Consider the following 24,927-nt stretch of genomic DNA (forward strand, 5'->3'; position numbering starts at 1 on the left):
GTGACCCGCCCCGGCTCAAAAGGGGGTGTCGTCGCCGAAGCTGCCCGGAGTGCTCCAGGCATCGGCGCTGGTCGACGAACCGGGCGTGGACCACGGCTCCTCGGACACCTGCTGCTGCGGGCGGGACTGCCCACCGCCGCCACCGGAGGCCGCACGCGTGACCTGCGCCGTCGCGTACCGCAGCGACGGGCCGATCTCATCGACCTCGAGCTCGATGGCCGTGCGGTTGTTGCCCTCACGGTCCTGGTAGGAACGCTGACGGAGGCGACCCTGCGCGATGACGCGCATGCCCTTCGTCAGCGAACCCGCCACGTGCTCGGCGAACTCGCGCCACACGGACGCGCGGAGGAACAGCGCTTCGCCGTCCTTCCACTCGTTCGCCTGGCGATCGAAGGTGCGCGGCGTCGATGCGATGGTGAAGTTCGCCACCGGCAGCCCGTTCTGCGTGTACCGCAGCTCGGGGTCGGCCGTGAGGTTTCCCACCACGGTGATGACGGTTTCGCCGGCCATGAGACTTACGCCTTCGCAGCCTTGGGCTTGCGGGCGGCCTTCTCCTCGGCGCGCTTGGCCTCAGCGGCGACCATCGCCTGCGCCTCTTCGGCGCGCAGGACCTTGGTGCGCATGATCTGCTCGTTCAGGCCCAGCTGACGGTCGAGCTCCTGCGTGGCCTCGCTGGTCGCGGTGAAGTTGACGACGGCGTAGATGCCCTCGCTCTTCTTCTGGATCTCGTAGGCCAGACGGCGCTTGCCCCAGATGTCGACCTTGTCCACCGTGCCACCATCGTTGGTGATGACCTTGAGGAACTTGTCCAGCGTCGGGGCGACCTGGCGCTCGTCGATCTCGGGGGTCAGAATGACCATGAGTTCGTACTGGTGCGTCACTTACCCACCTCCTTCGGACTAGAACGGCTTCCGGGACTTTCCCGGAAGCAGGAGGGTGTGTTGCACGTGTCTGTCCCGGCACCCGATGGATGCCGACGGGCAGACAACCACAGCAGTCTACCGGAGATCCGGGCGTGTCGCGAACGGATGCCGCGGCTTCGCGCGGAGCGACGTCAGCGACGGATCGGGTCGACGTGCGGAGTCGGCTCGAGCGTGTAGTCCGTCCCGGTCTCGGACCAGGTGTCGGCGAGCGCGCGGCGACGGGACAGGATGCCGCGCACGAGCGGAGTCCCGACGGCGAGCGCGACGGCGCCGGCGACGCTGCGATCGGCCGAGCCGAGCACGCTCTTTCGGTGCCATGCGGCATGCAGTCGTCCGCCGCGCGCCGCGGGCACCGGACGCGCGGGAAGCTCACCTGCCCGCCGCCGCGCGATGAGATCCTCGACGTCCTCCCACCACGTCGAGTCGGATGCCGGGTGGAAGTAGTTGTCCCACAGCCAGCCCGGGTGCGGGTGGCGGAAGCGGCGCCGGATCACCTCTTCGGCGCCGCCGAGCAGTCCGCTGCCGATGAACACGGTGTTCAGCAGCGACTTGTGCACGCCGAAGGTGTCCAGCGCGATGACCGGCACACCGAGGGCGAGCGCCTCGATCGCCGCGGTCGAGCTCAGGGTCACCAGTCCCTGTGCGCGCTCGAGCGCCACCGTCATGGGCTGGTACGAGAACACCAGGTTCGGTGGCCGGTTCGTCAGCAGGTCGACGTACGTGTCCCGCTCGAGGTGCGTCTCGGTCTCGCCCGGACGCGAGCGCAGCTTCACGACGACGCGGCGCCGCGGGTCCGCCTTGGCGGCGCGGATGAGGATGTCGGCGATCGCCGCGCGCTCGTGCCGCTGGGCCGGAACCATCGCCTGCGCGGCGAACACGAGATCGTTCGCCTGCGGATGCCGGGTCGGCGGCGGTGTCGCCGGTGGGGTTGCGGACGGGGTTGCGGACGGGCGGGTGAGGACGGCCGTGGCGGTGCCTGTCGCGTGCCGGGTGTCTGCGGCGGGGGCGAGATCGGCGTGCGGGGCGGGACGCGTTTCGACTCCTCGCTCCGCTCGTCGCTCAACGAGCGAACGGGGGGCGGTCGCTCGGTGCTCAGCGAGCGAACGGGGGGCGGCCGCCCGTCGCTCAACGAGCGGATGGGGGGCGGCCGCCCCGTGCTCAGCGAGCGATCGGCGAGAGGCCGCGCGGTGCTCGAGGACCTCGTCGGGAACGCCCGCGCGACGCGGCTCGACGGCGTATGGGAGCGTCGCCAGCGCGAGCGGCACGTCGAGGCCGATGCGTCGGCCGAGCTCCGCGAACGCCCGCTTCTCCCGATGCGAATGGAGCACCAGCAGATCGCAGTACCGGCGATAGTCCAGCGCTCCGCACTGCGCCGGGATCGACATGCCGGGGAGCCCGCCGATCACGACCGGGCGTCGCTCGAGCCGGTCGATCACGCCTCCGAGAAGGCGCACGAACGGGCCGCGGCCGGCCAGCACCACGGCGTCCGGCTCGTGGCCCGCCAGCCATCCGCGCACCTCGTCGAACGACAGGCGGGTGACCTCGGCATCCGTGAAGCTCGTGCCGGCGAGCGCCGTCCGCTCCTGCTCACGGCTCACCGTCAGGGGCGTCGTCACGAGCAGCAGGTGCCGCCGGATGCCGTCGACACCGGACAACAGCGAGGCCGACCACTTGACGAACGAGTCGGCATCCGCGATCGCGACGACGCGCAGGCGTGCACTCATGCGGGAACGCGACGCAGCTTCGCCATCGGCGCCAGCTCGCCGGGGAAGACGCGCTTGATGCCGTCGCCCAGGGCCGTCTCGATGACGCGGATGTCGCGCACGAGGTGGTGGAGTCCGCCGGGCTCGAGCGATGCGGCGTGATCCGAGCCCCACATCGTCCGGTCCAACGTGATGTGCCGCTCGACGGCGACCGCGCCGATGGCGACGGCCGCCAGGGAGATCTGCAGTCCGCGCTCGTGCCCGGAGTAGCCGACCGGGATGCCGGGGTAGCGGTCGCGCAGCGAGGCGATGACCCGCAGGTTCGCCTCCTCCGGCTCCATCGGGTAGGTCGAGGTGGCGTGCATGAGCACCACGCGGTCCGTTCCGAGCACTTCCAGAGCGCGATCGATCTGCTCCAGCGTCGACATCCCGGTGGAGAGGATGACCGGCTTGCCGGTCTCGCGCAGCGCCTCAAGCAGTTCGAGGTCGGTGAGGCTCGCCGAGGCGACCTTGTGCGCCGCGACGTTCAGGTCCTCGAGGAAGTGCACGCTCGGCACGTCCCACGGCGAGGCGAACCAGTCCAGGCCCTGCATCGTCGCGTGGTCGCCGATCTCGATGTACTGCTCGCGGTCGAACTCGACGCGACGGCGGTACTCGAGATAGGTCATGGTGCCCCAGGGCGTCTCACGGGGGACGTCTCGCATGTGCTCGGGGGTGGAGATCTCCGGCGTGCGCTTCTGGAACTTCACCGCGTCCGCGCCGCTGCGCGCGGCCACGTCGATGAGTCGCTTGGCGAGCTCGACGTCGCCGTTGTGGTTCAGGCCGATCTCGGCGATCACGTAGACGGGCCGGCCGCCTCCGATCACGTGCGATCCGATGCTCACGGTCATGTCGTCCTCCAGTCGTGGAACCCCCGTCCCTCCTGGGTACGCCGCGGGGGTGAACGTCACGCGACCGGCGGGTTACCCGCGGTGGTCCGTCTGCTGTCGGGTGGGCGGCCCCGCTCCGGTCGCAGTTCCGGTCGGCATCCGGCATCCGTAGGCGCTCAGGTCGCACTTCGTGTCGGTATCCGACACCCACCCACGCTCAGGTCGCACTTCCTGCCGGAATCCCGGGCGCGAAGCGGCACGGATCGCGACCGGAGATCCGTCGCGGCGCTCTGAGCGGCACGGATTGCGGCCAGAGACCACTCGCCAGGACGCCAGGCCCCGGACACCGCCCCGGTCAGCGCGGGAGCACCCGCTCGACGAGCTCGCGCACCGCGCCGGCTCCGCCGCGGCGGGACAGCACGATCCTCGCCTGCTCCCGGACCAGCGGATGGGCGTTCGCGACCGCGACGGGCCAGCCGACGATCGCCATGGCGCCGAGGTCGTTGACGTCGTTGCCGAGGTACGCGATGTCGGCGAGATCGATGCCCTCGCCCTCCGCCCATGCGGCGAGCGCGGCCGCCTTGTCGTCGATGCCGTGCAGGACGGGAACGCGCAGCTTGTCGGCGCGGGCGCGGACGACCGTGTTGGTCTCGGTCGACAGGATCAGCATCGGGATGCCGGCGCGGCGGAGCAGCGAGACGCCCATGCCGTCCTCACGGCTGACGCGCACGTGCTCGCGGCCCTCGGCGTCGACGAGCGCCGTGTCGTCGGTGTGCACGCCGTCGAAGTCGGTGACGACCGCGCGCACGGGGACGTGCTCGGCCGGTGCATCGTCCACGATCCCGGCGACCGCGGACGCCACCGCCAACTGGTGCGCGTCGTCGATCTCGACGGCGGTCCGCTCCGGGACCTCGACGATCCCGATGCGGCCGAAGAACCGGTGTCCGGCCTCCCGGAAACCGTCGGCACCGAAGGCGTAGAACGCGCCGGTCTCCAGGTAGTGCGGTTCCCGGTCCTGCCGGCGCGGCCGGTGCGCGGCGTCGTGGTTGATCGCGGCGGCCGCGCCGGCCTCGTCGCGTCGCCAGAAGAACCCGTACGTCTCGTGCGCCGAGAACACGCTGTCGAAGCGGCCCGTCCGCAGCAGCGCGATCGCCTCGTCGATCCCGGATGCCGGGATGAACGGAGACGTCGCCTGCACGAACACGACGATCCCGACGCGGACGCCGCTCCGCTCGAGCTCGTCCAGCGCATGCAGGATCGCGCTCTCCGAGGACGCCGTGTCGCCGGAGATCTCGGCCGGCCGGGAGATGACGCGGGCGCCTGCCGAGCCGGCGACGGCGGCGATCTCGGCGTCGTCGGTGGACACCACGACGAGGTCGATGTCTGATGCCGCGGCGGCCGCCCGCACGGCGCGCTCGACGAGCGGGCGACCGCCGACCCGCCGGAGGTTCTTGCGCGGCACCTGCTTGGAACCGCCGCGAGCCGGGATGATCGCGACGGTCAGGGGTGCGTCCGACGCCTCACCGTCCGGAGTGGATGCGCTGTCGTTCATCGTCCTCGGACCGCCTTCCACGCGCGCCCCGCGCGCCGTCTCGCCCCGGCGATGGTGAGTCGCAGCTCCTCGACGCGGCCCACGCCGCCTCCGGATCGCAGCGCGCGACGGATCATCCGCTCGCGGGGAGCACCGGGCAGTGCGAGGGCCGACAGCCGTGCCGGGCTGAAGTACCGGTCCCGCTCCGCGGCATCCAGGCCTTCGAGGAGCTGCACCGCGCGAGGACGCAGGTGCTCGGCGATGCGCGGCTGCATGGCATACCCGACCGCGTCGACGAGCAGCTGCAACTGCGCGGGCTCGCGGTACGGGGAATGCTCCCTGGTCAGCGCGTCCACGATCGTCGCCGGCACGCGATTGCTGTTCTCGTAGGGCTCCAGCCGCCGCAGCACGGAGGCGAGGCCGGCCGAAGCGATCGGCCGCCCGTAGAGGGTGCTCACCGTGGGGAGCGCGGTCGAGAATCCCGCCACGACGACCGCCGCATCCAGACGTTCTGCGACGAGCTCAGCCGCAGTCGGCCCCCGGTGCTCCGCGAACGCGACGCCACGACGGCGCACCCGTTGCCGCAGGGCGTCCGTGACGGCAGGCGGCGCCGACGGATGCGGCTTGAAGACGATGCGCTCGGGATCGGCCGCCATCGCGCGATCGATCATCTCCTGCTGCATCGCGATCTCCTCGGCCGGCGAGACGAGACCGAGCGCGGCGAGGTACTGCCCGAGCACGAGCGCCGTGCGCGTGCCGTCGGCCAGCATGTCGAGTTGCGGGTCCTCCGCGGCGGTCTCCTCGAGAGCGGCGCGAAAGCGCGCGGGAAGCACGGGCACCCGTGCGGCTCCCGCCTCGGTGAACACGAGCGGCGCGACACCCGGTGCGACGTCCGCATACACGACGCGTCCCACCCGCTCGACCGTGGTCCGTCCGAGAGCGACCCGGATCGGCGAGTACGTCATCAGTCCGTCGCCCACCACGGTGATGCGCGCGTCGGGGAACAGCCCCAGCAGGGTGCGCGCGGGCGCCACCTGCGGACTCTGCACGCAGAGCTCGACGTCGTCGTCCAGACCCCACACGCGCGTGAGCAGTCGGCGGAGCAGGGGTGCGTCGGCGGAGGGCGGCTTCCAGGAGCTCGGATGCCGCGGCGACAGCAGCTCGTCGAGGGATTCCACCCGCGCGAACCGGGCGCGCAGCCCTGCGAGTCCGGGGAGGACGTCGATTCCGGTGGTCGTCTCGGGCACGCGGGCGGTGTTGACCGCGAGGAGCACGTTCTCCTGCTCGCCGTCGAAGATCCCTTCGTCGATCGCCGCCGCAGCGGTGGCGAGGCCGTAGGCGCTGTGCAGCAGGAACAGCCGGGTCATGCGGCACGTCCCGCCCGTCGCAGGCTGCGCGCCAGCACCCGCCGACGCGGTCCGTCCAATCGCGCCAGCGCCTCGGACGCCTGCCCCTGCGGCAGCCGGGCGAGCAGGTCGCGGATCGCCAGACGCATGTCCCGTCGCAGCGGCGGGGCCATCCGGCGCGACCGGACCAGGTGGTGCGAGCTCAGCGCGAGCACCGTCCACACCGCCTTGGGAAGGAACCGGTCCGCCTCGGCATCCTGCTCCACGGTGTCGAGCACGGCCGACAGCGCGCGGGTGAAGTCGAGCTGGCGCCGGTCGCGCACCTGGCTGAGCGAGGTGGAGAGTCCGCGGCGGTACAGCAGCGCCGGGGCGTCGACGACCGAGAAGCTCTTCGCGTGCAGGTGCAGGCGCCAGATCCAGGGGCGGTCCTCGGCCGTGAACAGCCCGTCGTCGAACACGGCGAGACCGCGGTCGATGACGCGGCGGTGGAAGATGCCGGCCCAGGCGTACGGATAGTCGACCATGGTGGTGTCGTCGGCGGGGAGGATCGCGTCGCGCGGGGAGACCACGGCGCCGCGCCACGCGAAGGGCGCGCGCACGAGGGACCGCTTGGCCCCGGTGACGCGCACGTGGTCGGTGCGCAGGAAGTCGCAGTCGAGGTCGCGCAGCCGCTCGGCGAGTACCTCCAACCGCCGCGGCTGCATCCAGTCGTCGCCGTCGATGAAGCAGAAGGCCTCGCCCTCCACGTGGCCGAGTCCCTGGTTGCGGGCGGTGGCGAGGCCGACCGGCCGCGGGTTCGACAGCACCTCGGCGTGCGCGAACCGCTCGGCGTGCGCGCGCATGATCTCGCCGGTGCCGTCGGTCGATCCGTCATCGATCGCGACGAGCTTGAGCGCGGCGCGATCGGCGAACTGCCGCGTCAGGGTCTCCAGCGTCGTGCCGATGTACGGCGCGGCATCCTTCGCCGGCAGGATCACGGTGACGAGGGGCGTGCGCACGGCGGGCATGCTGACACGCCCGTGTTGCCGGGAGGCGACCGCCGGGTGAACAGGCGGTGCCGGTCTCGACCGCGCAGCCGCGGCCCGGCGGCGCCCGCTCAGGGGGCCGCCGGGTAGCGTGAACAGCATGGAGTGGATCGCGGACCCTGAGCGCGCGGGCGGCTGGCTGCGGGAGCGGCTGGATGAGAACCTCGGCGTCGTGCCGCACGGCTTCCCCGCCTATGCCCGGGTGTTCCACCCGGCGCAGGTGCGCGCGCTGCCGGACCGACCCGTCCCGGAGATGGAGGAATGGGTCCGGATGCCGGATGCCGAGCAGCAGCGTCTGATGGCGCTGTTCGACGACCGCCCGGCGACGTGGGCCGAGACGGCGGCGGCCTTCGGCACCGTCATGCATCCGCTGGCGCAGTGGTCACGGCTCGTGCGCACACCGGAGGGCGGCGACTGGCAGGTGCGCAACGCCCCGGACGGACGTGAGTTCACCTCGCCGGACGAGGGCAGCATGGCAGCGGATCTGTTCGCGCGGCTGGCCGCCCACCTCGTCGCGCACACCACGACACCGGATGCCGGGGTCGCCGCGCTCTGGGAGGGACACGGCGGGCTCCTGGGATTCCACGGACCGACGCCCTCGCGCACCTTCCTCTCCTTCTCCGACGACCCGCAGCATCAGGCGATGCTGAACGAGAGCATCCACGACCGGTTCAACAACCCGTTCGCGAAACCCGTCTGGCAACCCGGCATCCTGTCGGACGAGATCTCCCACGGTCCGCGCCTGCGGCTGCCGGGACGCGACCACGTGCTGTTCTCCGCCGCACCGAGCGCCTTCGCGGACCCGGACTGGGTCCTCGGCGCACCCTGGCGCGACCGCCCCGCGGAAGAGCGCGGCTTCGCCCCCGCGGCGCAGCACCCCAGCATCCTGTGGCCGGCCGACCGCGCATGGGTGATGGTCAGCGAGATCGACTTCGACTCCACCATCGTCGCCGGATCCGGTGCTCTCGTGGCCGAGATCTGCGCCGATCCCCACCTCGAGGCGCACACCGTCGCGGACGGCGCCGACCTGTCCTGGGACGGCGACGAGGTCAACGGATGAGCCGGCCTGCGGTCGCGTTCGACGCGAGTCCGCTCACCAACCCGGTCGACCCGAAGGCCGTGAGCGCGTTCGTCGCGGAGATGCGAGCACGCCGCCCCCGCCAGGGACTCGGCGCCGGAGGGGTGATCGGCATCGTCGTCGGCGTGCTCGCCCTGACGATCGCGGTGCCGATCGGGATCGGCGCGATCGCGCTGGTCGTGGCCGACGGGTTCCCGCCCGCCCTGGCGATCCCGCTGACCATCTTCCTCGCGATCTTCGTCGGGGTCGGACTCGCGAGCTTCTTCGCATACCGGCAGTCCCGCGTCACGCGCTACCGTCTGTCGCGCTTCGCGGCCGCGAACAACATGACCTACGAGGATCGCGTCGACGCCCCCGCACTGCCCGGCATGATCTTCCAGTACGGCAACGGGCGGCGCGCGAGCATGCTCGTGCGCGGCCACTCCCCTCGCTTCGTCGAGTTCGGCAACTACCAGTACACGGTCAAGCACGGAAAGAGCTCGACCACGTACCGCTGGGGGTATGTGGCGGTCAGGCTCGACGTCCCGCTTCCGAACATCGTGCTGGATGCCGTGGGCAACAACGGATTCGGCACCAACCTGCCCACCTCGTTCGACAAGGATCAGCGGCTGTCGCTCGAAGGGGACTTCGACCGCTACTTCACGCTGTACTGCCCCGAGGGCTACGAACGCGACGCGTTGTACCTGTTCACCCCCGATGTCATGGCGCGCTTCATCGACAACGCCGCGGAGCTCGACGTCGAGATCGTCGACGACTGGCTGTTCCTCTACACCAAGCGGCAGGCGTCGACACTGGATCCCGCGACCTGGGCGTGGCTGTTCGGCGCCGTGGGCGCGCTGATCACAAAGCTCGATCAGTGGGCGCGCTGGCGGGACGAGCGGCTGCGGACCGACGTGGGTCCGGATGCCGCGGCATCCGTCCTCGCCGGCGTCGGCGCTGCGCCGCCGTCCTCGGCCGGATCCGTCGCCTCCGGCGGCACGGCGAGCCTGCCGTTCGCGCCGCCGGTCGGCCTGATCACCCCGCCGGCGGGTGTCGCCCCGTCGGGACGACGACTCAAGCGCCGCACGGGATGGCTCTGGATCGTCGTCGTGCTCGCGGTGATCGGCATCAACATCTGGATGCGCGCGTTCTGACCCGAGGTGTGGGGGTGGGTGCTGTCTGGGGTTCAGCTCCCACCCCATCCCCCCTCGGGATCGGAAAGAGACGTACTCCTCCGCAGAAGCGGTCACCCGCTCCACACCGCGTATCGGCTGGGGACCGATGTCATGCGGTGTTGCCGGAACGGTATCCCATCCGAGGTTGCAAGAAGTTGCACCCCGTCGAATTACTCGACGGCCCGGCTGCGGTCACTGCTGTTCGAGGCGTTCGATCCGGGCGACGAGGCCGGCGCGACGCGGGGAGCGGGCCGGCAGCATCTCCAGGCAGAGCCGCAGGACCTCGACGTCATCGCCCTCCGGGATGTCGGCGTACGACAGCAGGACGTCGACACTGGCCTCGGTGAGCATCGCCTGGCGCAGGGCGTCGCGCACCGACTGCCGTAGGATCTCGACGCCGGGCGCGACCGAATCCGGCAGGACGGGTCCGCGGTACGCGGTCAGCGCCACCCGATGCGCACCGCGGTCCAGGAGCGACACGACGGTCTGAGCATCCGTCTCCACCGGGATGCGCAGCCGGTAGGGCCGAGATTCGGGGACGAGTTCGGGACAGACGCGCTCCAGCACGCGACGCAGGCGCACCATCTCGGGTCGTAGCGTCTCGGCCGGTGCGCCCTCGCCGTAGACGGCCTCGGCGAGTGCCGATGCCGACATGCCCTGGCCGTGCACCGCCAGCATGAGCAGGATCTCGGCGTGGCGGGCGGACACCTCGATGATCGACTCGTTCTCGGGCCCGGTCACCTCGAGCTGCGCCCGGTCGCGCCCCAGCACACGCAGCGTCGCCCGTGTGCCGAGGGAGCGCCGCGGCGGTCGCGGTCGCTCGCGCTCCTCGGCACGCGCCCGCAGGCGGGTGACGAGCAGTTCGGCCTCGACGACGCGTGCTGCGGCATCCACCAGCATGCGCGCCTGCGGCGTCGCCGTCTCCGGGCCGCCCGAGATGTCGATGACACCGAGGATCCTCCGGGTCTCGGGATCGAACACCGGAGCCGCCGAGCAGGACCAGGCCTGGACGTGCCGGTTGTAGTGCTCGCTCTCGTGGATCTGCGCCGAGCGTCCGGTCGTCAGCGCGATGCCGGGGGCCGTCGTGCCGATCGCCGACTCCGACCAGTCCGCCCCCGCCACGAGTCCAAGGTCTCCCGTCATGACCTGCGCGCGCAGATCCCCGTCGATCCAGAGCAGTCGTCCGGCATGATCCCCGATCACGACGAGGACGCCGGAGTCCTCCGGGTCACCCGGGATCAGGAGTTCGCGGATCATGTCCATGGCGCCCGCCAGAGGGTGGGCACTTCGATAGCGCTCGAGCTCATCCTCGACGAGCGACAGGGGCGGCAGCCCGTCGGCTCCGACGCGGCCGCGCAGCGAGCGCTCCCACGATTCGCGCACGACGGGTCGCACCTGCAGCAGCCGCTGGTCGTCGAGGTTTCCGGCGACGAACTCCTCCTGCGCGCGCTCGATGAGCAGGCGCGAGGCCGGTGATGCGTCGCGCGGACCGGACCAGGGCGATGGCATGTCGTCTCCGATCATCCGTGACGGAGTCACTGTCAGTTTAGGGCGATTCCTCCCGCCCGGCGGGTGCTGTTCCGCCCACGACATGCCGTCCGGAATCACGTTTCCCACACTACTGTGCAATGCGTGGTAGCGTGCACTGCGACAGAGGAGTTCGATGGATACCACCCAGTTGCTCAAGGGCGTGCTCGACGTCGCCGTCCTCGCCGTCCTGCGCCAGGAGGACGGATACGGCTACGACATCGTGCGTCGCCTCCGCGATGCCGGCCTCGGGGACGTCGGCGACGCCTCCGTGTACGGCACTCTGCGGCGGCTGTATGCGGCCGGTTCTCTCTCCAGCTACGTCGTGCCTTCCGACGGAGGGCCCCACCGCAAGTACTACGCGATCAATCCGCAGGGCCGCGCGTCGCTCGACGAGCAGACTGCCACCTGGACCGAGTTCTCCGCCGCCATGAGCAGCCTGCTCAAGACTTCCCCCGTCGCCCCATCGATCGGAGCCGAGTGATGAACACCATCGACGCATCGCTGGACGAGCGCATCCGCGCCTTCGCGACCGCCGTCCGCGCGCAGCTGGACGATCTGCCGGCCGAGGATGCCGAGGACATCGCGGTCGGGCTCGTCGCCGACCTCGTCGAGAAGGCCGCCGACAACGACGGGGCGATCGACCTCGACGATCCGGCCGGCTACGCCGAGGAGCTGCGCACCGCGGCAGGTCTTCCGCCTCGTTCCGAGCACGGTCATCGGATTCCCCTCCGCGCGAGAGTGCGCTCGCGCGCCGTGGCGACGGTCACGGCGATCCGCGGCAGCCGGTTCGGCGCGTGGGTCCTCGACCTGCTGATCGCGCTGCGCCCCGTGTGGTGGGTGCTCAGAGGTGCCTCGCTCTACGGGCTCCTCCTCTGGTTCACGGGCAACGGACATGCGGGGTTCTGGCCGACCGGGCTTCCGGGATGGATGATCCTGGCGGCGCTGACGCTCATCAGCGTCCAGTGGGGCCGGGGACGATGGCTGCCCCGGAACGCGCTGCGCCACATCCGGACGATCGTCAGCATCGTCGCGGCGGTCGCCCTGCCGTTCATGTTCGTCTGGATGGTGAGCGCCCAGACGCAGTACGTCGACGAGGGCTACTATCCGCCGGCCGGGCTGCTGCTCGACGGAGTGCAGGTCGGGAACATCTTCGCCTACGACGCGGAGGGCAATCCGCTGCAGGACGTCCAGCTCTTCACCGGCAAGGGGACGCCGCTGAACCTCCACGGCGCCGACACCAGCGACTACGGATGGCAGGACGACCGCGAGGAGGTGACGGTGCCGCTGCGCGACTTCCGCGATCAGCCGATCTGGAACGTCTACCCCCTGCGCGAGGCGCACCTGAACGACAGGGGCGAGGTCGACGAGGATTCCCTCGCTCCGGCCCCGGCTCCGTTCGGAAAGGCGACGGCGATCGAGTCCGGGCATCCGACGCCCGAGCCGACGCCGAGCACGTCACCGGAGCCGGCCGAGACGCCGACGCCCTGAGCCGGGAGCACATCGTGGATCCGCACATCTTCCGCCCTCAGGCGGTCTCGGATGCCGAGGAGGGCATCGTGAGCATCCCCATCGACATCACGGCATGGCTGGATGCCGCGGCGATCTCCCGTCAGTCGTCCGACGCATCCTCCTCATCCGCTCGATCGAACAACGCGTTGACCTGATCGTTCGCCCCCGTGAGGGAGGCGACATCGGCCTGGCCGGTCAGCACCGAGTCCATCGCCGGCTTCATGATGCCGTCGACCTGGGCCGCGTTGGCGGTGATCGGGAACAGGAACGTCGTGCCGTCGGTCACGTGATCCGTGAATGGGGAGACATCGATGCCGCGCTCCTCGTAGGCCGCGACCGCGCGATCGGCCGACGACAGGATCGCGGGAAAGACCACGCCCTGGTCGCCGATGACGTCCTGGCAGGCGGGCGACCCGAGATACTCGACCCACTTCTGCGAGCCTTCGAGGTTGTCGGTTCCCACCCAGATCGAGTCGGCGAGGCCGTTGAACATGGACGCGCGCCGACCCTCGGGACCGATGGGAGTCGGAGCGATCCCCAGGTCGATGCCGTCGTAGCCCGCGTACTGCCCGATCATCCAGGATCCGTGTGCGTTGATGGCGGCGCGTCCGGCACCGAAGTTGTCCGGCATGGACGCGCCGATCGTCGTCTCGAGCCGCGGCATGTACCCCTTGTCGATGAGACCCGCCCACCAGGCGATCGCACTCTGGAAGCGCTCATCGTCGTAGTTGTAGTGGTCTCCCCATGGGTTCTCGTTCGTGTGCGTCCAGCCCGTCGTCCCAGTGAACCAGCTCCACTCCGCCTGTCCCATGCCCGATCCGGAGTTCGCCAGGCCCAGGCCGTAGACCTCGACGTCGTCCTTGTCGAAGCCCTCCTCGTCGCCGCGCACGCCCGCCGAGTCGATGGTCAGATGGGCGATCACGTCCTCGAGGGTCCCGCCGTCCTCCGGGTTCCAGGTCAGCTCCGCCATCTCGTCCTCGCCGATGCCGGCATCCGCGAGCATGTCACGGTTGTAGAACAGCGCGATCGTGTCCCAGTCCTTCGGCACGCCGTACCGCTGCCCGTCCTGCCCGACCCAGAGGTCCGCGAGGCCGTCCGCGTAGCGGTCGAAGGCGACGCCGGTGTCGTCCAGCGGGACGAGCTGCTCGAAGCGCAGGTAGTCGGGGTACTTCGACAGGTGGTTCGTGAAGACGTCCGGCGCGTTCTCGGCGACCATGCCGTTGGTGAGTTTGCTCCAGTAGTCGTCCCAGCCGAGCTGGGTGACCCGCACCGTCAGATCCGGGTTCGCGGCGTTGAAGTCCTCGGCGCACTGCCGGTACCCGGGCAGCTGATTGGCGTCCCAGAGCCAGTAGTCGATGGTGCCCTCCTCGCTTCCCGCGGCGCACCCGCCGAGAACGAGCGTGCAGGCGACGGCGACCCCGCCGGCGACGATCTTCTTCCTCATGCTCCGTCCCTTCCCGGTCACTTCAGCCCGCTGAAGCCGATGGAGTTCACGATCCGCTTGCCGAAGACGGCGAACAGGATCAGCACGGGCACGGCGGACACCAGCGTCGCCGCCATCAGTCCCGACCAGTCCGGAGCTCCCTGCGGGGATTGCGATTTGAACGTGCCGAGACCGACCGTCAGCACACGGGTGCTCTCGTCCGAGACCAGCAGCGGCCAGAAGTACTCGTTCCACTGCCCCATGAACGTCAGGAGAGCCAGGGTCGCCAGCGGCGCCGCGGCGTTCGGCATCACGACCTGCGTGAAGATGCGCCACTGCGAGGCGCCGTCGATCATCGCCGCTTCCTCGACCTCCCGCGACATGTTCAGGAAGAACTGCCGCATGAAGAAGATGGCGAAGGGCGTCATGAAGACGTACGGCAGGATCATGCCGAACATCGTCCCGAGCAGGCCGAGGTTCTTGATCAGCAGGAAGTTCGGCAGCGCGGTGAAGATCGGCGGCACCAGCACGGTCGCCAGGAACAGACCGAACACGAGGTCGCGGTGCTTCCAGCGCAGCCGCGCGAACGCGTACGCCGCCATCGAGCTGAAGAACACCGCTCCCGCGGTGGTCAGGGTGGCGAAGACGGCGGAGTTCACCAGGTACTGCCAGAAGTTGATCTCCGCCCCGGATCCGCCCTGCGCGAGCGCCTCTTCGGTCGACTGCAGTCCGAAGACGCGGGCGAAGGCGCCGAGGTTGAACTCGACCGGGAGCAGACTCGACGAGTTCGCGGCGAGTCCGCTGTTCATCGAGAGCGAGGTGCGCAGCACCCAGTAGAACGGCAGGATGCTGATCGCGATCGCGATGCCCAGGCAGATCCAGCCGAAGACGGAGCCCCAGGTCACGCGACGGCGGATGCGACGCCCCTGGGTGACGATGGTCGTTGTCGTGGTCATGGCCTCTTCCTCACGCCGACGCCAGGTCGGACTCGTTGCCGCGGAGGAGCTTCATCTGCACGAAGGCGACGATGCCCAGGATGATGAAGAGGATCATCGCCAGCGCGGATGCATATCCGAACTCGAGCTGCGTGAACGCCTTCTGGAAGATGTAGTACTGGATCACGCGGCTCGCGTTGACCGGTCCGCCCTGCGTGGTGACGGCGACGGTGTCGAACACCTGGAACGAGCCGGTCACGGTCAGCACGAGCACCAGCGCGAGCACCGGTCGCAGGAGCGGCAGCGTGATGCGTCCGAACGTCTGGAACGGGTTCGCGCCGTCGAGCTTCGCGGCCTCATACAGCGTGCCGGGGATCGCCTGCAGTCCCGCGAACAGCAGGAGGGCGGTGTAGCCCATGTGCCGCCACGTGTTGATCAGCGCCTGCGTCGGGATGGCCCACTCGGCGCTGCCGAAGAACGCCACGCGGGGCAGCCCCAGCCACTCGATGATGTTGTTCACGATGCCGAGCTGATAGTCCAGCATCCAGAACCACAGCAGGGCGGCGATGACGTTCGCCATGAGGTACGGCATCAGCAGCATCCCGCGCACCGCTGTCGAACGGGCCACGTGCTGCATGAGGAGGGCCAGCCCGAGGGCGATGATCGTCTGCAGCACGATGTTGATGACGACGTACTGCACCGTGACGCCCAGCGCGTTCCAGAACAGCGGGTCCTGGGCGAGGCGCTCGTAGTTCGCCGTGCCGATCCAGGTCGGGTCGTCCAGGACGCTGTACTCGGTGAAGCTGAGGTACAGACCCCGGATGGTCGGAACGACGTAGAACAGCACCAGGCCGATCAGCGCCGGGGCGATGAAGAGCAGGGCGGTCCTGAGGTCACTGCGCGTTCTTCGCGCTCTCACTCCCCCGTCGCGCGCCGCTCCGCGACGCCCGAGGACGATCGTGCTCGTTGTCATCTTCACACTCCGTCGTCATGCGATGATCAGGTTGCCCGTGAAGTTACACGAGTCACTTCACGGGTGCAAGGGTTAGTTATCATCGCAATTCAGGCGGCTTAGTCGTTGTTGACTCGTGTAACTACGGCGTGGCAGACTCTCGCGCATGACACACCAGACCTTCTCCCTCGGCATCGTGGGCGCGGGGCAGTTCGCGGGCCAGTTCGCGAAGCTCTTCAACGCTCACCCCCTCGTCTCGTCGGTCGTCGTGACCGACGTCATCCCTGAGCGCGCGGCGGAGCTCGCCGGCCGCGAGCACCTCGACGGCACCGTCCGGAGCTTCGACCACCTGCTCGCCTCCGACGTCGACGCCGTCGCGATCTTCACGCAGCGGTGGACGCACGGCCCTCTCGTGGTGCGCGCCCTGCGCGCCGGCAAGCACGTGTACTCCGCCGTCCCGATGGCCATCACCGAGGACGAGATCGCCGCGATCATCGAGGCCGTCCGCGAGACCGGGCTCACCTACATGATGGGCGAGACCAGCTACTACAACCCGGCGACCGTCTATGCCAGGGGCCGCAGGGCCGAGGGCGCGTTCGGTCGCATCTTCTACGCCGAAGGCGACTACGTCCACGACATGGATCTCGGCTTCTACGCCGCGTACCAGTACAGCGGCGGCGAGGAGTGGAAGCGCACGGCCAGCTACCCGCCCATGCTGTACCCGACGCATTCGGTCGGCGGCGTGATCGGGGCCATCGGCTCGCACGCCGTGAGCGTGAGCTGCATCGGTGTGCGCGACGACCGCGGCGACGGCGTGTTCGATCGCGAGGTCAGCATGTTCGACAACGACTTCTCGAACGCGACCGCACTGTTCGAGCTCGCCGGCGGCGGCAGCATGCGCATCAACGAGTTCCGTCGCGTCGGGTACCCGTCGCACCTGCGCGAGTCGCGATTCCGCTACTTCGGCACGGAGGGCAGCTTCGAGCAGCTCGTCTCGAGCGCCGTGTGGCAGGACAAGGAGGGCTTCGAGGATGTCACCGAGCTCCTCGAGACCAAGCCGTCGATGTCCGCGGACGACCCCTCGCTCGCGGATGTGGATCCGGCGCTGCGCGATGCGTTCATCTCCGGCCTCGCGCCCGTGCACGACGCCTCGCGGCTTCCGGAGTCGCTGCGGCGCCTGCCGAGCGGGCACGAGGGCAGCCACCACTTCCTCGTCGACGACTTCGTCACGGCCGTCGCCACGCGCACGCTGCCTCCGGTGAACGCGTGGGAGGCCGCCCGGTACACGCTTCCGGGCATCGTGGCGCACCGTTCCGCGCTGCGCGGCGGCGAGCGCCTGCCGATCCCGGACTTCGGCGACGCGCCGGTGGGAGTCGGTGAGCCGACCGTGATCGGGGAGCCGGTCGGGGACACCGCCCACGGCTAGGATGGCGCCGTGTCCCGCTCTTCACCCGCCTCCGCGAGCCGGGCCACGCGGAGCGACGTCGCGAGGCTCGCCGGTGTGAGCCCCGCGGTGGTCAGCTACGTCGTGAACGGGACGAAGCGCGTGGCCCCGGCGACCGAGGAACGGGTGCGGGATGCCGTGGCGAAGCTCGGATACCGGGCGAATCCCTCCGCGCGTGCCCTCCGCCTCGGATCCACCGAGATGCTCGGCATGCTCACCCCGACATCGATGAACCCGTACTTCGCGCAGCTGGCGCACGAAGTCGAGGTGGCCGCGGCCCGGCGCGGCTACCTCGTCATCACCTCGAGCTCGGACTCCTCCATCGCGACCGAGCGCGTCCAGCTCGAGCAGCTCGCCGGACGGCTCGTGGACGGCATCTTCCTGTGCAGCACCGTGTCCGAGCCGGATCTGCGCGGCCTGGACATCGCCGGCATCCCGATCGTGATGCTGAACAACAGCGCCGGCGTCCCGGATCGCGACTCGGTGGGCGTCGACCTCCTGCACGGCGCGCACCTCGCCGTCGAGCACCTCGCCGGGCACGGGTACGAGGAGATCGGCATCGTCATCGGGGGGACGACCGGTGACGAGGAGGACGGCCGCGAGACGGGGTGGCGCGAGAGCCTCGATCGGCTCGGCCTCCCGCCGGGTCCGATCGTGCGGGGCTCGTTCACCCCGGAGGGCGGCTACGACGCGATGCGCCGCCTGATCCGGTCGGGTGCCGTCCCGCGCGCGCTCTTCGTCAGCTCGGACCAGATGGGTCGCGGGGTCCTGAAGGCCGCGCACGAGGCGAACGTCCGCGTACCCGAGGACGTCGCGATCGTCTCGTTCGACGGGTCGCTGGATGCCGCGTACAGCTGGCCGACCCTCACCACCGTCGCCCAGCCGCTGGACGAGATGGCCGAGGCCGCGGTCGAGGCTCTGCTCGGCGCGCCCCACGAGCGCGTGCACCGGGTCGTCGAGGCGCACCTGGTCATCGGCCGCTCCTGCGGCTGCTGAGCGGACGGCTCAGCCGCGCTGCGCCCACCAGTCGCGCAGGCGCTGCTCTGCGGCATCCGTCCCGATGACCCCCTCGTCGAGACGCAGGTCGAGGAGGAAGCGATACGCCTCGCCGACTTCGCGTCCCGGGGAGATGCCCAGGATCTCCTGGATGCGATTGCCGTCGAGCTCGGGGCGGATCGCGTCGAGCTCCTCCTGCTCGCGCAGCGCCGCGATGCGCGACTCGATGTCGTCGTAGGCGCCGGCGAGACGAGCGGCCTTGCGACGGTTGCGCGTGGTCACGTCCGCGCGGGTGAGGATGTGCAGGCGTTCCAGCAGCTCCCCCGCGTCGCGCACGTACCGGCGCACGGCGCTGTCGGTCCACGCGCCCTCCGCGTATCCGAAGAAGCGCAAGTGCAGCTCGATCAGGCGCGCCACGGCATCCGTCGTCTCTCCGTCGAAGCGCAGGGCCTGCAGGCGCTTGCGCGCCATCCGCGAGCCGACCACGTCGTGGTGGTGGAACGACACCGCTCCGCCGGGCTCGAGCTTGCGGGTGCGGGGCTTGCCGATGTCGTGCAGCAGGGCGGCGAGGCGCAGCGCCACGTCGGGTTCGGAACCCGGATGCCGGGACTGCTCGAGCTCGATCGCCTGCTCGAGCACGGTCAGCGAGTGCTCGTAGACGTCCTTGTGGTGATGGTGCTCGTCGACCTCGAGGCGCAGCGCGCTGACCTCCGGCAGGAACTCCTCGATCAGCCCGGTCTCGACCAGTACGCGGATGCCGCGGACCGGGTCACCGGTCTGCATGAGCCGGATCAGCTCGCCCTGGATGCGTTCGGGGCTGACGATCTCGAGCGTCCCCCGCAGCTCGCCGATCGCCGCGAGTGTCCCGGGGTCGATGTCGAATCCCAACTGGGCGCTGAAGCGCGCCGCCCGCAGCATCCGCAGCGGGTCGTCTCCGAACGACACCCGGGGATCGGCCGGCGTGCGCAGGATCCCGGCCACGAGGTCCTCGACGCCGCCGGTCGGATCGATCAGCTTGACGGCCGGAACCTGCAGAGCCATGGCGTTGACGGTGAAGTCGCGGCGGACGAGGTCGCCCTCGATCGTGTCGCCGAACTCGACCGTCGGCTTGCGTGTCACGCCGTCGTAGCTGTCGGCGCGGTACGTGGTGATCTCGACCTGCGCTCCCTGCACGCGGGCGCCGATGGTGCCGAAGGCGCGGCCGATGTCCCAGTGCGCCGTCGCGATCGGCGCGACGAGCGCGAGGATCTCGTCCGGCGAGGCGTTCGTGGTGAAGTCCAGGTCGTGCGTCGTGCGTCCGAGAAGCGCGTCGCGCACGGGGCCGCCGACGGCGGCGAGCTCGAAGCCGCCTGCCGCGAAGGCGTCGGCGAGGGTGCGGACGACCGGGGCGGCGGCGAGCGCGCCGAGTCGAGCGAGGCCATCGGCCATGTTGAGCATGGGTTCCAGGGTACCGGGCGCCCTCAGGTGCCGAGCAGCCGCCGCAGCAGGATGCCGGGAGCCGCCGCTTCCCTTTCGACGCCGCCCAGGATCTCCGCGCCGTGGCCGACCGCCGCGTCGCCGTCGAGACCTCTCGTTCCCGACGAGACCCCATCTGATTCACGCGGATACCGGGAGGTCTCGTCAACACCGAGAGGTCTCGACGCGCCGGCCGGCGCAAGAGGCCCGGCTCCGAGCGCCCATTCGTCGACGCCCCGCAGCATCCCGAACGCCGCCGCGGCCTGGAGGTCGATCGGCATGTCGTCGCGGACGGCGCCGGCCGCGCGACCGGCGCTGATCACGGCGGTCACCCACGCGCCGACGGCCGCGAGCAGGTCGGCGCGGCCGTCCGCCGCACCCGTCGCCGGCAGGTAGAAGATCCGTCCCAGCAGGGGCAGGGCCCTGCCCCGACCGAGCTCGGCGAAGGCGGCGAGGACGGCGTCCACACGCTCCCAGAAATCCGGCGCTGCGAACTCGGCGGGCGCCGGCGGCGTCCACTGCGCGCGGACATCGTCCACCAGCATCCTGACGACCGCGTCGAACAACTCGCCCTTGGAGCCGACGGCGTTGTAGAACGAGCTCTTGCTGATGCCGGCGGACCGGATGATCCGGTTCAGCGACGCGCGCTCGTAGCCCACCGCCGCGAACTCCGCGACGGTGGCCTCGATCAGCGCCTCCCGGTGGGCACCGCGCAGTTCCGTCATGCGGGAAAGTCTAGTGGACCGGGTGGTCCACTCTGGGCGTAGGATGGAAGTGGACCAGCTGGTCCAGAGGAGGACCATGCTCGACCCCACCCCGCTCGACACCCAGCTCGCCGCTCAGACGGAGGACCGCTTGCGCGTCCTCGTGGTCGGTGCCGGAATGGCCGGACTCACGGTGGCGCAGCTGCTGCGCCACAACGGCCTGCACCCGGTCCTGGTCGACCGGATGCCGCGGATGGAGCACCCCGGTTACATGCTGGCGCTCATGCCGCTCGTCGACCAGGTGTTCATCGACCTCGGCATCCGCGAGCGGTATCGCGAGGAGAGCACGCCGCTGCGGAGCTACCGCTTCCGCGCGCACCGCGGGAAGCCGCTGCGCACGGATTCCCTGGGCGAGCTGCTCAGCGTCTACGGGGACTACAACGGGATCGGCCGGGGTGAGCTCGTCCACGTGCTGACCGCGAACGGCTGCCCGATCACCTACGGCACGACGGTGGGATCCGCGCAGCCGGACGGCGCAGGCGGGTCGCGGGTGGAGTTCGTCGACCGCGACGGCGCGGTGGTGGGGACCGGCGAGTTCGATCTCGTCATCGGCGCGGACGGCATGCACTCCCGCATGCGCGATCTGCTCTCCTCGACGCCCGCACAGCGCCTGGACACCGGGTGGGCGGGCTGGGTCGCGTGGGCGGACGACCTCGGCTCCGCGGATCTCGGCGAGGAGCTGTGGGGAGACGGGTTCTTCCTCGGCGTCTATCCGGTCAAGGACCGTCTCGGCGTGTTCCTCGGCGGGCCGATCCCCGACCTCCGCGTCGGCCCGTCCGCCTTCGTCGACGACGTGCGCGAGCGACTCGACGAGGTCGGGCCGCGGCTGTCCGCGGCCCTGGACGCCGTCACAGACGACCCGGCTCCGTACTTCTGGCACCTCGAGGACGTGCGTTCGGAGCGCTGGGTGCTGCCCGGCGGCGTCCTCATCGGTGACGCCGCAGCCGGCTTCCTGCCCACGGCCGGCATCGGTGCGGGCATGGCGATGGAGGCGGCCTGGATGCTGGCGCGCATGCTCTCGCACGCCGACCGCGAGAGCCTCACCGCGGTCCTGGCGGAGTGGGAGCGCATTGAGAAGCCGCGCGTCGAGTCGGCGCAGTCCAACTCCCGGATGCTGGCGAAGCTCATGTTCCGGCGCGGCCGCGCGGTCGCCTGGCTGCGCGAGACGGTCATGCGACTTCTCAGCGTGCGGGCGGCGCTGGGCCCGATCGTGAAGCTCGTCGCGGCGCGTCCGGATCCGGATGCCGCGGCGGAGCGGGTCGTCCGAGCGGGCTGAGAGTCAGCCGGCGTTGTTGGGATCCCCCGGCGCGGGTCCGGGCGGCACGCCCAGGTCGCGCAGTTGCTGCAGGTTGCGGCGGGACATCGAGAGCAGGGACGCGCTGAGCACGACTCCGCCGATCGCCGCGATCGCCACGAGCAGCCACACGCCCTGGTCGGGATCGACGATCTCGAAGCCGTACACGAGGACGGCCGCGGCCAGGAGCAGTCCGCCCTCGATGAGCGCGAACGCCACGAAGAAGCGGGACTGGCGTCGCTGCTGCTCCTGGCGCGCCGCCACCACGCGCGGGTCGTCGTATCCGCCGTCGTAGGTCATGCCGCCAGCGTAGCGGCCCCTCGCCCTAGACCGGGTCGCCCTGGACGGGACCCTCGGTGTTCGGCTTCCAGCCCAGCGCCGGCGCGACGTGCTCCGCGAACGCCTGCAGCACGTGCAGGTTGTAGGCAGGACCGAGCTGGTTCGGGATGGTGAGCATGAGGGTGTCCGCGGCCATGACCGCCTCGTCCTGCTTCAGCTGCGAGATGAGCACGTCCGGTTCGGCCGCGTAGGTCTTGCCGAACGTGGAGCGCAGGCCGTCGATGATGCCGATCTGGTCGTCGCTGTCCTCGCTGCGCAGTCCGAAGTACGCGCGATCCATGTCGCTCACCAGCGGGAACACGCTGCGGCTCACGGACACCCGCGGGGACCCGGTGTGCCCGGCATCCCGGTAGGCCGCGCGGAAGAGGTCGATCTGCTCGCGCTGGAGCTCGTGGAACGGCTGTCCGGTGGCTTCGGTGACGAGGGTCGAGCTCATCATGTTCAGGCCCATGCGTCCGGTGCTCTCGGCCGTCGCGCGTGACCCGGAACCCCACCAGATGCGGTCGCGCAGACCGGGCGAGTGCGGTTCTATCGCCAGGTACCGGCCCTCGCCGACCATGCGCGGGTCGCCGGGAGCGACGCGCTCGCCCTCGATCGCGCGAAGGAACAGGTCGAACTTGTCGCGTGCGAGCACGCTGCCGCGCTCCGGGTCCTGGTCATCGACGTAGCCGAAGGTCTCGTAGCCGCGCAGCGCGGTCTCGGGCGACCCGCGGCTCACGCCGAGGGCGATGCGACCGTCCGCGATGAAGTCGAGCGCGGCCGCCTCCTCGGCGAACTGATACGGGTTCTCGTAGCGCATGTCGATGACGCCGGTTCCGACCTCGATGCGCTTCGTCCGTGCCGCCATCGCGGTCAGCAGGGGCATCGGCGACGCCGCCTGCCTGGCCCAGTGGTGCACACGGACGTACGCGCCGTTCACGCCGATCTCGTCTGCACCCTCGGCGATCTCGATGGTCTGGCGGAGCATGTCGCCCGCGGTGCGCGTCGACGAACCGGGGACGTCGGCGTAGTGACCGAACGAGAGGAATCCGAAAGCCTTCATGATCCATTCGAACGCATGGAACGCGCCCGCTATTCCTGTTCCGTCGAGGTCAGCAGGAACCCGTCCAGCACCAGCTGCCGGATGCGGGGTTCCAGGTCCGTCCAGAGATCCGCCAGCGGCACCTCGAAGAGGTCCGCGAGCGCCGCGACGATCTGGGCCACCGTGAGGTCGCCGTCGCAGGCGCCGACGAACGCCGCGAGTGCGGGATCCACCGGGACCGTGCGGCCGAACCCCCCGCCCTGGCGCAGCTCGATCACGCTGGGGTCGTCGTTGCCCGGCAGGAGATGACGCGCCTCGGTGACGTCGGCGGAGACGAGCAGCGTCTGAGGGATCCCTCCGGCGAGCGCGTCGTGGGCCGCGAGGCCGCCCTGCAGAGCGCGCCCGGGCTGCGAGATCGGCTGTGCGACGTGCTCGAACCGGCGCAGCGGTGGGGCACCCGACATGCTGCGCCGCAACAGCACGTAGCCGAAGCCCACCGCGGTCACTCCCCGTGCGGCGAAGTCTTCGAGCCAGGCCTCCAGCAAGGGCGTGAACGCGGCATCCCGCGGCGTCGTCCCGCCGTCGCGGATCCACAGCTCGGCGTACCCGAGAGGCGACAGCTCCTCGCGCTCGATCGCCCATGCGTCGAGGTCCGACGGGACCCACGAGGCCAGGCGATCCAGTCCCGCCGCCCCCGCACGGGATTCCCAGTTGCCGAGCAGCTGCGCGACGCCCCCGGCCGTCAGATGCGCGGGTACGGCCCGCACGAACTCCTCGACGAGGGCGTCGCCGACGAGTCCGCCGTCGCGGTATTCGTAGGCGGGAACGCCGTCGACGCGCGGGGTGATGACGAACGGCGGGTTGGACACCACCAGATCGAAGGCCTCTCCGGCCACCGGCTCGAACAGGCTGCCGTGCCGGAACTCGATGTTGCGGACGCCGTTGAGCTGCGCGTTCAGCTCCGCGAAGGCGAGAGCCCGCGCGGAGATGTCGGTCGCGACGACCGTTCCCGCGTGGCGCGCGACCAGGAGGGCCTGGATGCCGCAGCCGGTGCCGAGGTCGAGCGCGCGGCCGACGGGCTGGGGGATGACGAGTTCGGCGAGCGTCCGCGACGCCCCGCCGACGCCGAGCACGTGATCGGCGGGCAGGGCCGTTCCGAGGGCGACCTCGTCGAGGTCACTGGCGATCCACCATTCCCCCACGCCGTCCGCGTCGACGAAGGACTGCGGGCGCACCAGCGCCAGCGGTCGGACGACGGAGGCCTCGGCATCCGTCCTGGCGAGGCCGAGCGTCGCGAGGCCGTCGATTCCGATCCGCGCGAGCGCCTCGGCCACGTCGGCGATGGGCTGGGGGATGCCGAGGACGAACAGGCGCCCGAGGGTCGCGAGCGGCGAGCGATCCCCGTCGATCGCGCGCAGGATCGGGGCTCGCAGCCCGCGGCCGAGCGCGTCATCCGCCTCCTCTCCCCACAGGCGACGCAACGGTTCGGATCGGAAGTCGGCGGCATCGAGGTCGGCGGCGAGGAGCGCAGCGAACCGGGGATCCGGTGCGGGGGCGGGGGTGTCGGACACGGCCGTCACTCTACGCGCCTTCAGGGTTCGGATCACCGCCGCGCCTAGAATCACAGGGTCCGCAC

The 24,927-nt window shown here is 70.5% G+C and carries 24 protein-coding genes; 8 read left to right on the forward strand and 16 right to left on the reverse strand.

The genetic code is table 11. The annotated features are described in order from the left end of the window. Window positions 1-15: 15 nt before the first annotated feature. The 7 genes from AC3RXZ_RS11240 to AC3RXZ_RS11270 form a co-directional block, all read right to left on the reverse strand. Window positions 16-510: a single-stranded DNA-binding protein gene (locus AC3RXZ_RS11240; protein WP_243228467.1), complete on the reverse strand. Its 495-nt coding sequence runs from the start codon at window positions 508-510 to the stop codon at window positions 16-18. A 5-nt stretch (window positions 511-515) separates the two neighbouring features. Further along, window positions 516-881 carry a 30S ribosomal protein S6 gene (rpsF, locus tag AC3RXZ_RS11245; protein ID WP_120227097.1) on the reverse strand — a complete coding sequence of 122 codons (366 nt, stop codon included), beginning with the start codon at window positions 879-881 and terminating at the stop codon, window positions 516-518. 173 nt (window positions 882-1,054) lie between these two features. Beyond that, the gene (locus AC3RXZ_RS11250) at window positions 1,055-2,647 is read right to left on the reverse strand and encodes a DUF6716 putative glycosyltransferase (protein ID WP_491494079.1); all 1,593 of its coding nucleotides are present in this window, start codon (window positions 2,645-2,647) and stop codon (window positions 1,055-1,057) included. Beyond that, complete coding sequence (locus AC3RXZ_RS11255) at window positions 2,644-3,516, reverse strand: N-acetylneuraminate synthase family protein (protein WP_243228465.1); 873 nt, start codon at window positions 3,514-3,516, stop codon at window positions 2,644-2,646. The genes AC3RXZ_RS11250 and AC3RXZ_RS11255 overlap by 4 nt, the downstream gene beginning before the upstream one ends. Before the next feature lie 334 nt (window positions 3,517-3,850). Continuing rightward, window positions 3,851-5,047, reverse strand: a complete 1,197-nt coding sequence (locus tag AC3RXZ_RS11260; RefSeq protein ID WP_243228464.1) for an acylneuraminate cytidylyltransferase — start codon at window positions 5,045-5,047, stop codon at window positions 3,851-3,853. Continuing rightward, complete coding sequence (locus AC3RXZ_RS11265) at window positions 5,044-6,393, reverse strand: polysialyltransferase family glycosyltransferase (RefSeq protein WP_243228463.1); 1,350 nt, start codon at window positions 6,391-6,393, stop codon at window positions 5,044-5,046. The genes AC3RXZ_RS11260 and AC3RXZ_RS11265 overlap by 4 nt, the downstream gene beginning before the upstream one ends. Next, complete coding sequence (locus tag AC3RXZ_RS11270) at window positions 6,390-7,370, reverse strand: glycosyltransferase family 2 protein (protein ID WP_491494080.1); 981 nt, start codon at window positions 7,368-7,370, stop codon at window positions 6,390-6,392. Before AC3RXZ_RS11270 ends, AC3RXZ_RS11265 begins: the two co-directional genes overlap by 4 nt. Before the next feature lie 127 nt (window positions 7,371-7,497). Here AC3RXZ_RS11270 and AC3RXZ_RS11275 point away from each other — a divergent pair, with 127 nt between their 5' ends. Beyond that, entirely contained in the window at window positions 7,498-8,457 is a 960-nt protein-coding gene (locus AC3RXZ_RS11275; RefSeq protein ID WP_243228461.1) for a hypothetical protein, read from the forward strand. Next, complete coding sequence (locus AC3RXZ_RS11280) at window positions 8,454-9,608, forward strand: DUF3137 domain-containing protein (protein ID WP_243228460.1); 1,155 nt, start codon at window positions 8,454-8,456, stop codon at window positions 9,606-9,608. The genes AC3RXZ_RS11275 and AC3RXZ_RS11280 overlap by 4 nt, the downstream gene beginning before the upstream one ends. A 213-nt stretch (window positions 9,609-9,821) precedes the next feature. Here AC3RXZ_RS11280 and AC3RXZ_RS11285 read toward each other — a convergent pair whose 3' ends face one another. Beyond that, window positions 9,822-11,138: a GAF domain-containing protein gene (locus tag AC3RXZ_RS11285; protein WP_243228459.1), complete on the reverse strand. Its 1,317-nt coding sequence runs from the start codon at window positions 11,136-11,138 to the stop codon at window positions 9,822-9,824. Between the two features lie 154 nt (window positions 11,139-11,292). On the opposite strand from AC3RXZ_RS11285, the gene AC3RXZ_RS11290 reads away from it, so the two are divergent. Genes AC3RXZ_RS11290 through AC3RXZ_RS11300 form a run of 3 tightly spaced genes read left to right on the forward strand, consistent with a single transcriptional unit; the run spans window position 11,293 to window position 12,823 of the window. Continuing rightward, window positions 11,293-11,640 (forward strand): PadR family transcriptional regulator, encoded by a 348-nt coding sequence (locus AC3RXZ_RS11290; RefSeq protein WP_243228458.1) that lies wholly within the window; start codon window positions 11,293-11,295, stop codon window positions 11,638-11,640. Then, on the forward strand, window positions 11,640-12,647 hold the full coding sequence (locus AC3RXZ_RS11295; protein ID WP_243228457.1) for a hypothetical protein: 1,008 nt from the start codon (window positions 11,640-11,642) through the stop codon (window positions 12,645-12,647). The genes AC3RXZ_RS11290 and AC3RXZ_RS11295 overlap by 1 nt, the downstream gene beginning before the upstream one ends. A gap of 14 nt (window positions 12,648-12,661) precedes the next feature. Next, the gene (locus AC3RXZ_RS11300; protein WP_243228456.1) at window positions 12,662-12,823 is read left to right on the forward strand and encodes a hypothetical protein; all 162 of its coding nucleotides are present in this window, start codon (window positions 12,662-12,664) and stop codon (window positions 12,821-12,823) included. Here AC3RXZ_RS11300 and AC3RXZ_RS11305 read toward each other — a convergent pair. Genes AC3RXZ_RS11305 through AC3RXZ_RS11315 form a run of 3 tightly spaced genes read right to left on the reverse strand, consistent with a single transcriptional unit; the run spans window position 12,769 to window position 15,999 of the window. Continuing rightward, the gene (locus AC3RXZ_RS11305) at window positions 12,769-14,112 is read right to left on the reverse strand and encodes an ABC transporter substrate-binding protein (RefSeq protein ID WP_243228455.1); all 1,344 of its coding nucleotides are present in this window, start codon (window positions 14,110-14,112) and stop codon (window positions 12,769-12,771) included. The genes AC3RXZ_RS11300 and AC3RXZ_RS11305 overlap by 55 nt on opposite strands. A gap of 17 nt (window positions 14,113-14,129) precedes the next feature. Continuing rightward, the gene (locus AC3RXZ_RS11310) at window positions 14,130-15,047 is read right to left on the reverse strand and encodes a carbohydrate ABC transporter permease (RefSeq protein WP_243228454.1); all 918 of its coding nucleotides are present in this window, start codon (window positions 15,045-15,047) and stop codon (window positions 14,130-14,132) included. Window positions 15,048-15,057: 10 nt separating this feature from the next. Next, on the reverse strand, window positions 15,058-15,999 hold the full coding sequence (locus tag AC3RXZ_RS11315; protein ID WP_243228453.1) for a carbohydrate ABC transporter permease: 942 nt from the start codon (window positions 15,997-15,999) through the stop codon (window positions 15,058-15,060). A 145-nt stretch (window positions 16,000-16,144) separates the two neighbouring features. Here AC3RXZ_RS11315 and AC3RXZ_RS11320 point away from each other — a divergent pair, with 145 nt between their 5' ends. Then, window positions 16,145-17,404, forward strand: coding sequence for a Gfo/Idh/MocA family protein (locus tag AC3RXZ_RS11320; protein ID WP_243228452.1), 1,260 nt, complete (start codon window positions 16,145-16,147; stop codon window positions 17,402-17,404). Between the two features lie 9 nt (window positions 17,405-17,413). Further along, window positions 17,414-18,418 carry a LacI family DNA-binding transcriptional regulator gene (locus tag AC3RXZ_RS11325; RefSeq protein ID WP_243228451.1) on the forward strand — a complete coding sequence of 335 codons (1,005 nt, stop codon included), beginning with the start codon at window positions 17,414-17,416 and terminating at the stop codon, window positions 18,416-18,418. 9 nt (window positions 18,419-18,427) lie between these two features. On the opposite strand, the gene AC3RXZ_RS11330 is transcribed toward AC3RXZ_RS11325, so the two are convergent. Continuing rightward, the gene (locus tag AC3RXZ_RS11330) at window positions 18,428-19,855 is read right to left on the reverse strand and encodes a CCA tRNA nucleotidyltransferase (RefSeq protein ID WP_491494081.1); all 1,428 of its coding nucleotides are present in this window, start codon (window positions 19,853-19,855) and stop codon (window positions 18,428-18,430) included. A 23-nt stretch (window positions 19,856-19,878) separates the two neighbouring features. After that, a complete protein-coding gene (locus AC3RXZ_RS11335; RefSeq protein WP_243228449.1) occupies window positions 19,879-20,598 on the reverse strand; it encodes a TetR/AcrR family transcriptional regulator in 720 nt (239 codons plus the stop codon). Between the two features lie 76 nt (window positions 20,599-20,674). Between AC3RXZ_RS11335 and AC3RXZ_RS11340 the strand changes: the two genes are divergently transcribed. After that, window positions 20,675-21,913 (forward strand): FAD-dependent oxidoreductase, encoded by a 1,239-nt coding sequence (locus AC3RXZ_RS11340; RefSeq protein WP_491494082.1) that lies wholly within the window; start codon window positions 20,675-20,677, stop codon window positions 21,911-21,913. Window positions 21,914-21,916: 3 nt separating this feature from the next. Here the strand turns inward: AC3RXZ_RS11340 and AC3RXZ_RS11345 are convergent, their stop codons facing one another. Genes AC3RXZ_RS11345 through AC3RXZ_RS11355 form a run of 3 tightly spaced genes read right to left on the reverse strand, consistent with a single transcriptional unit; the run spans window position 21,917 to window position 24,871 of the window. Then, the gene (locus AC3RXZ_RS11345) at window positions 21,917-22,231 is read right to left on the reverse strand and encodes a hypothetical protein (protein WP_243228447.1); all 315 of its coding nucleotides are present in this window, start codon (window positions 22,229-22,231) and stop codon (window positions 21,917-21,919) included. Window positions 22,232-22,256: 25 nt separating this feature from the next. Next, entirely contained in the window at window positions 22,257-23,312 is a 1,056-nt protein-coding gene (locus AC3RXZ_RS11350) for an LLM class flavin-dependent oxidoreductase (protein ID WP_491494083.1), read from the reverse strand. A gap of 29 nt (window positions 23,313-23,341) precedes the next feature. Further along, window positions 23,342-24,871, reverse strand: coding sequence for a DUF7059 domain-containing protein (locus AC3RXZ_RS11355; RefSeq protein ID WP_243228445.1), 1,530 nt, complete (start codon window positions 24,869-24,871; stop codon window positions 23,342-23,344). Between the last annotated feature and the right edge of the window lie 56 nt (window positions 24,872-24,927).

Source organism: Microbacterium cucumeris (assembly GCF_058349845.2).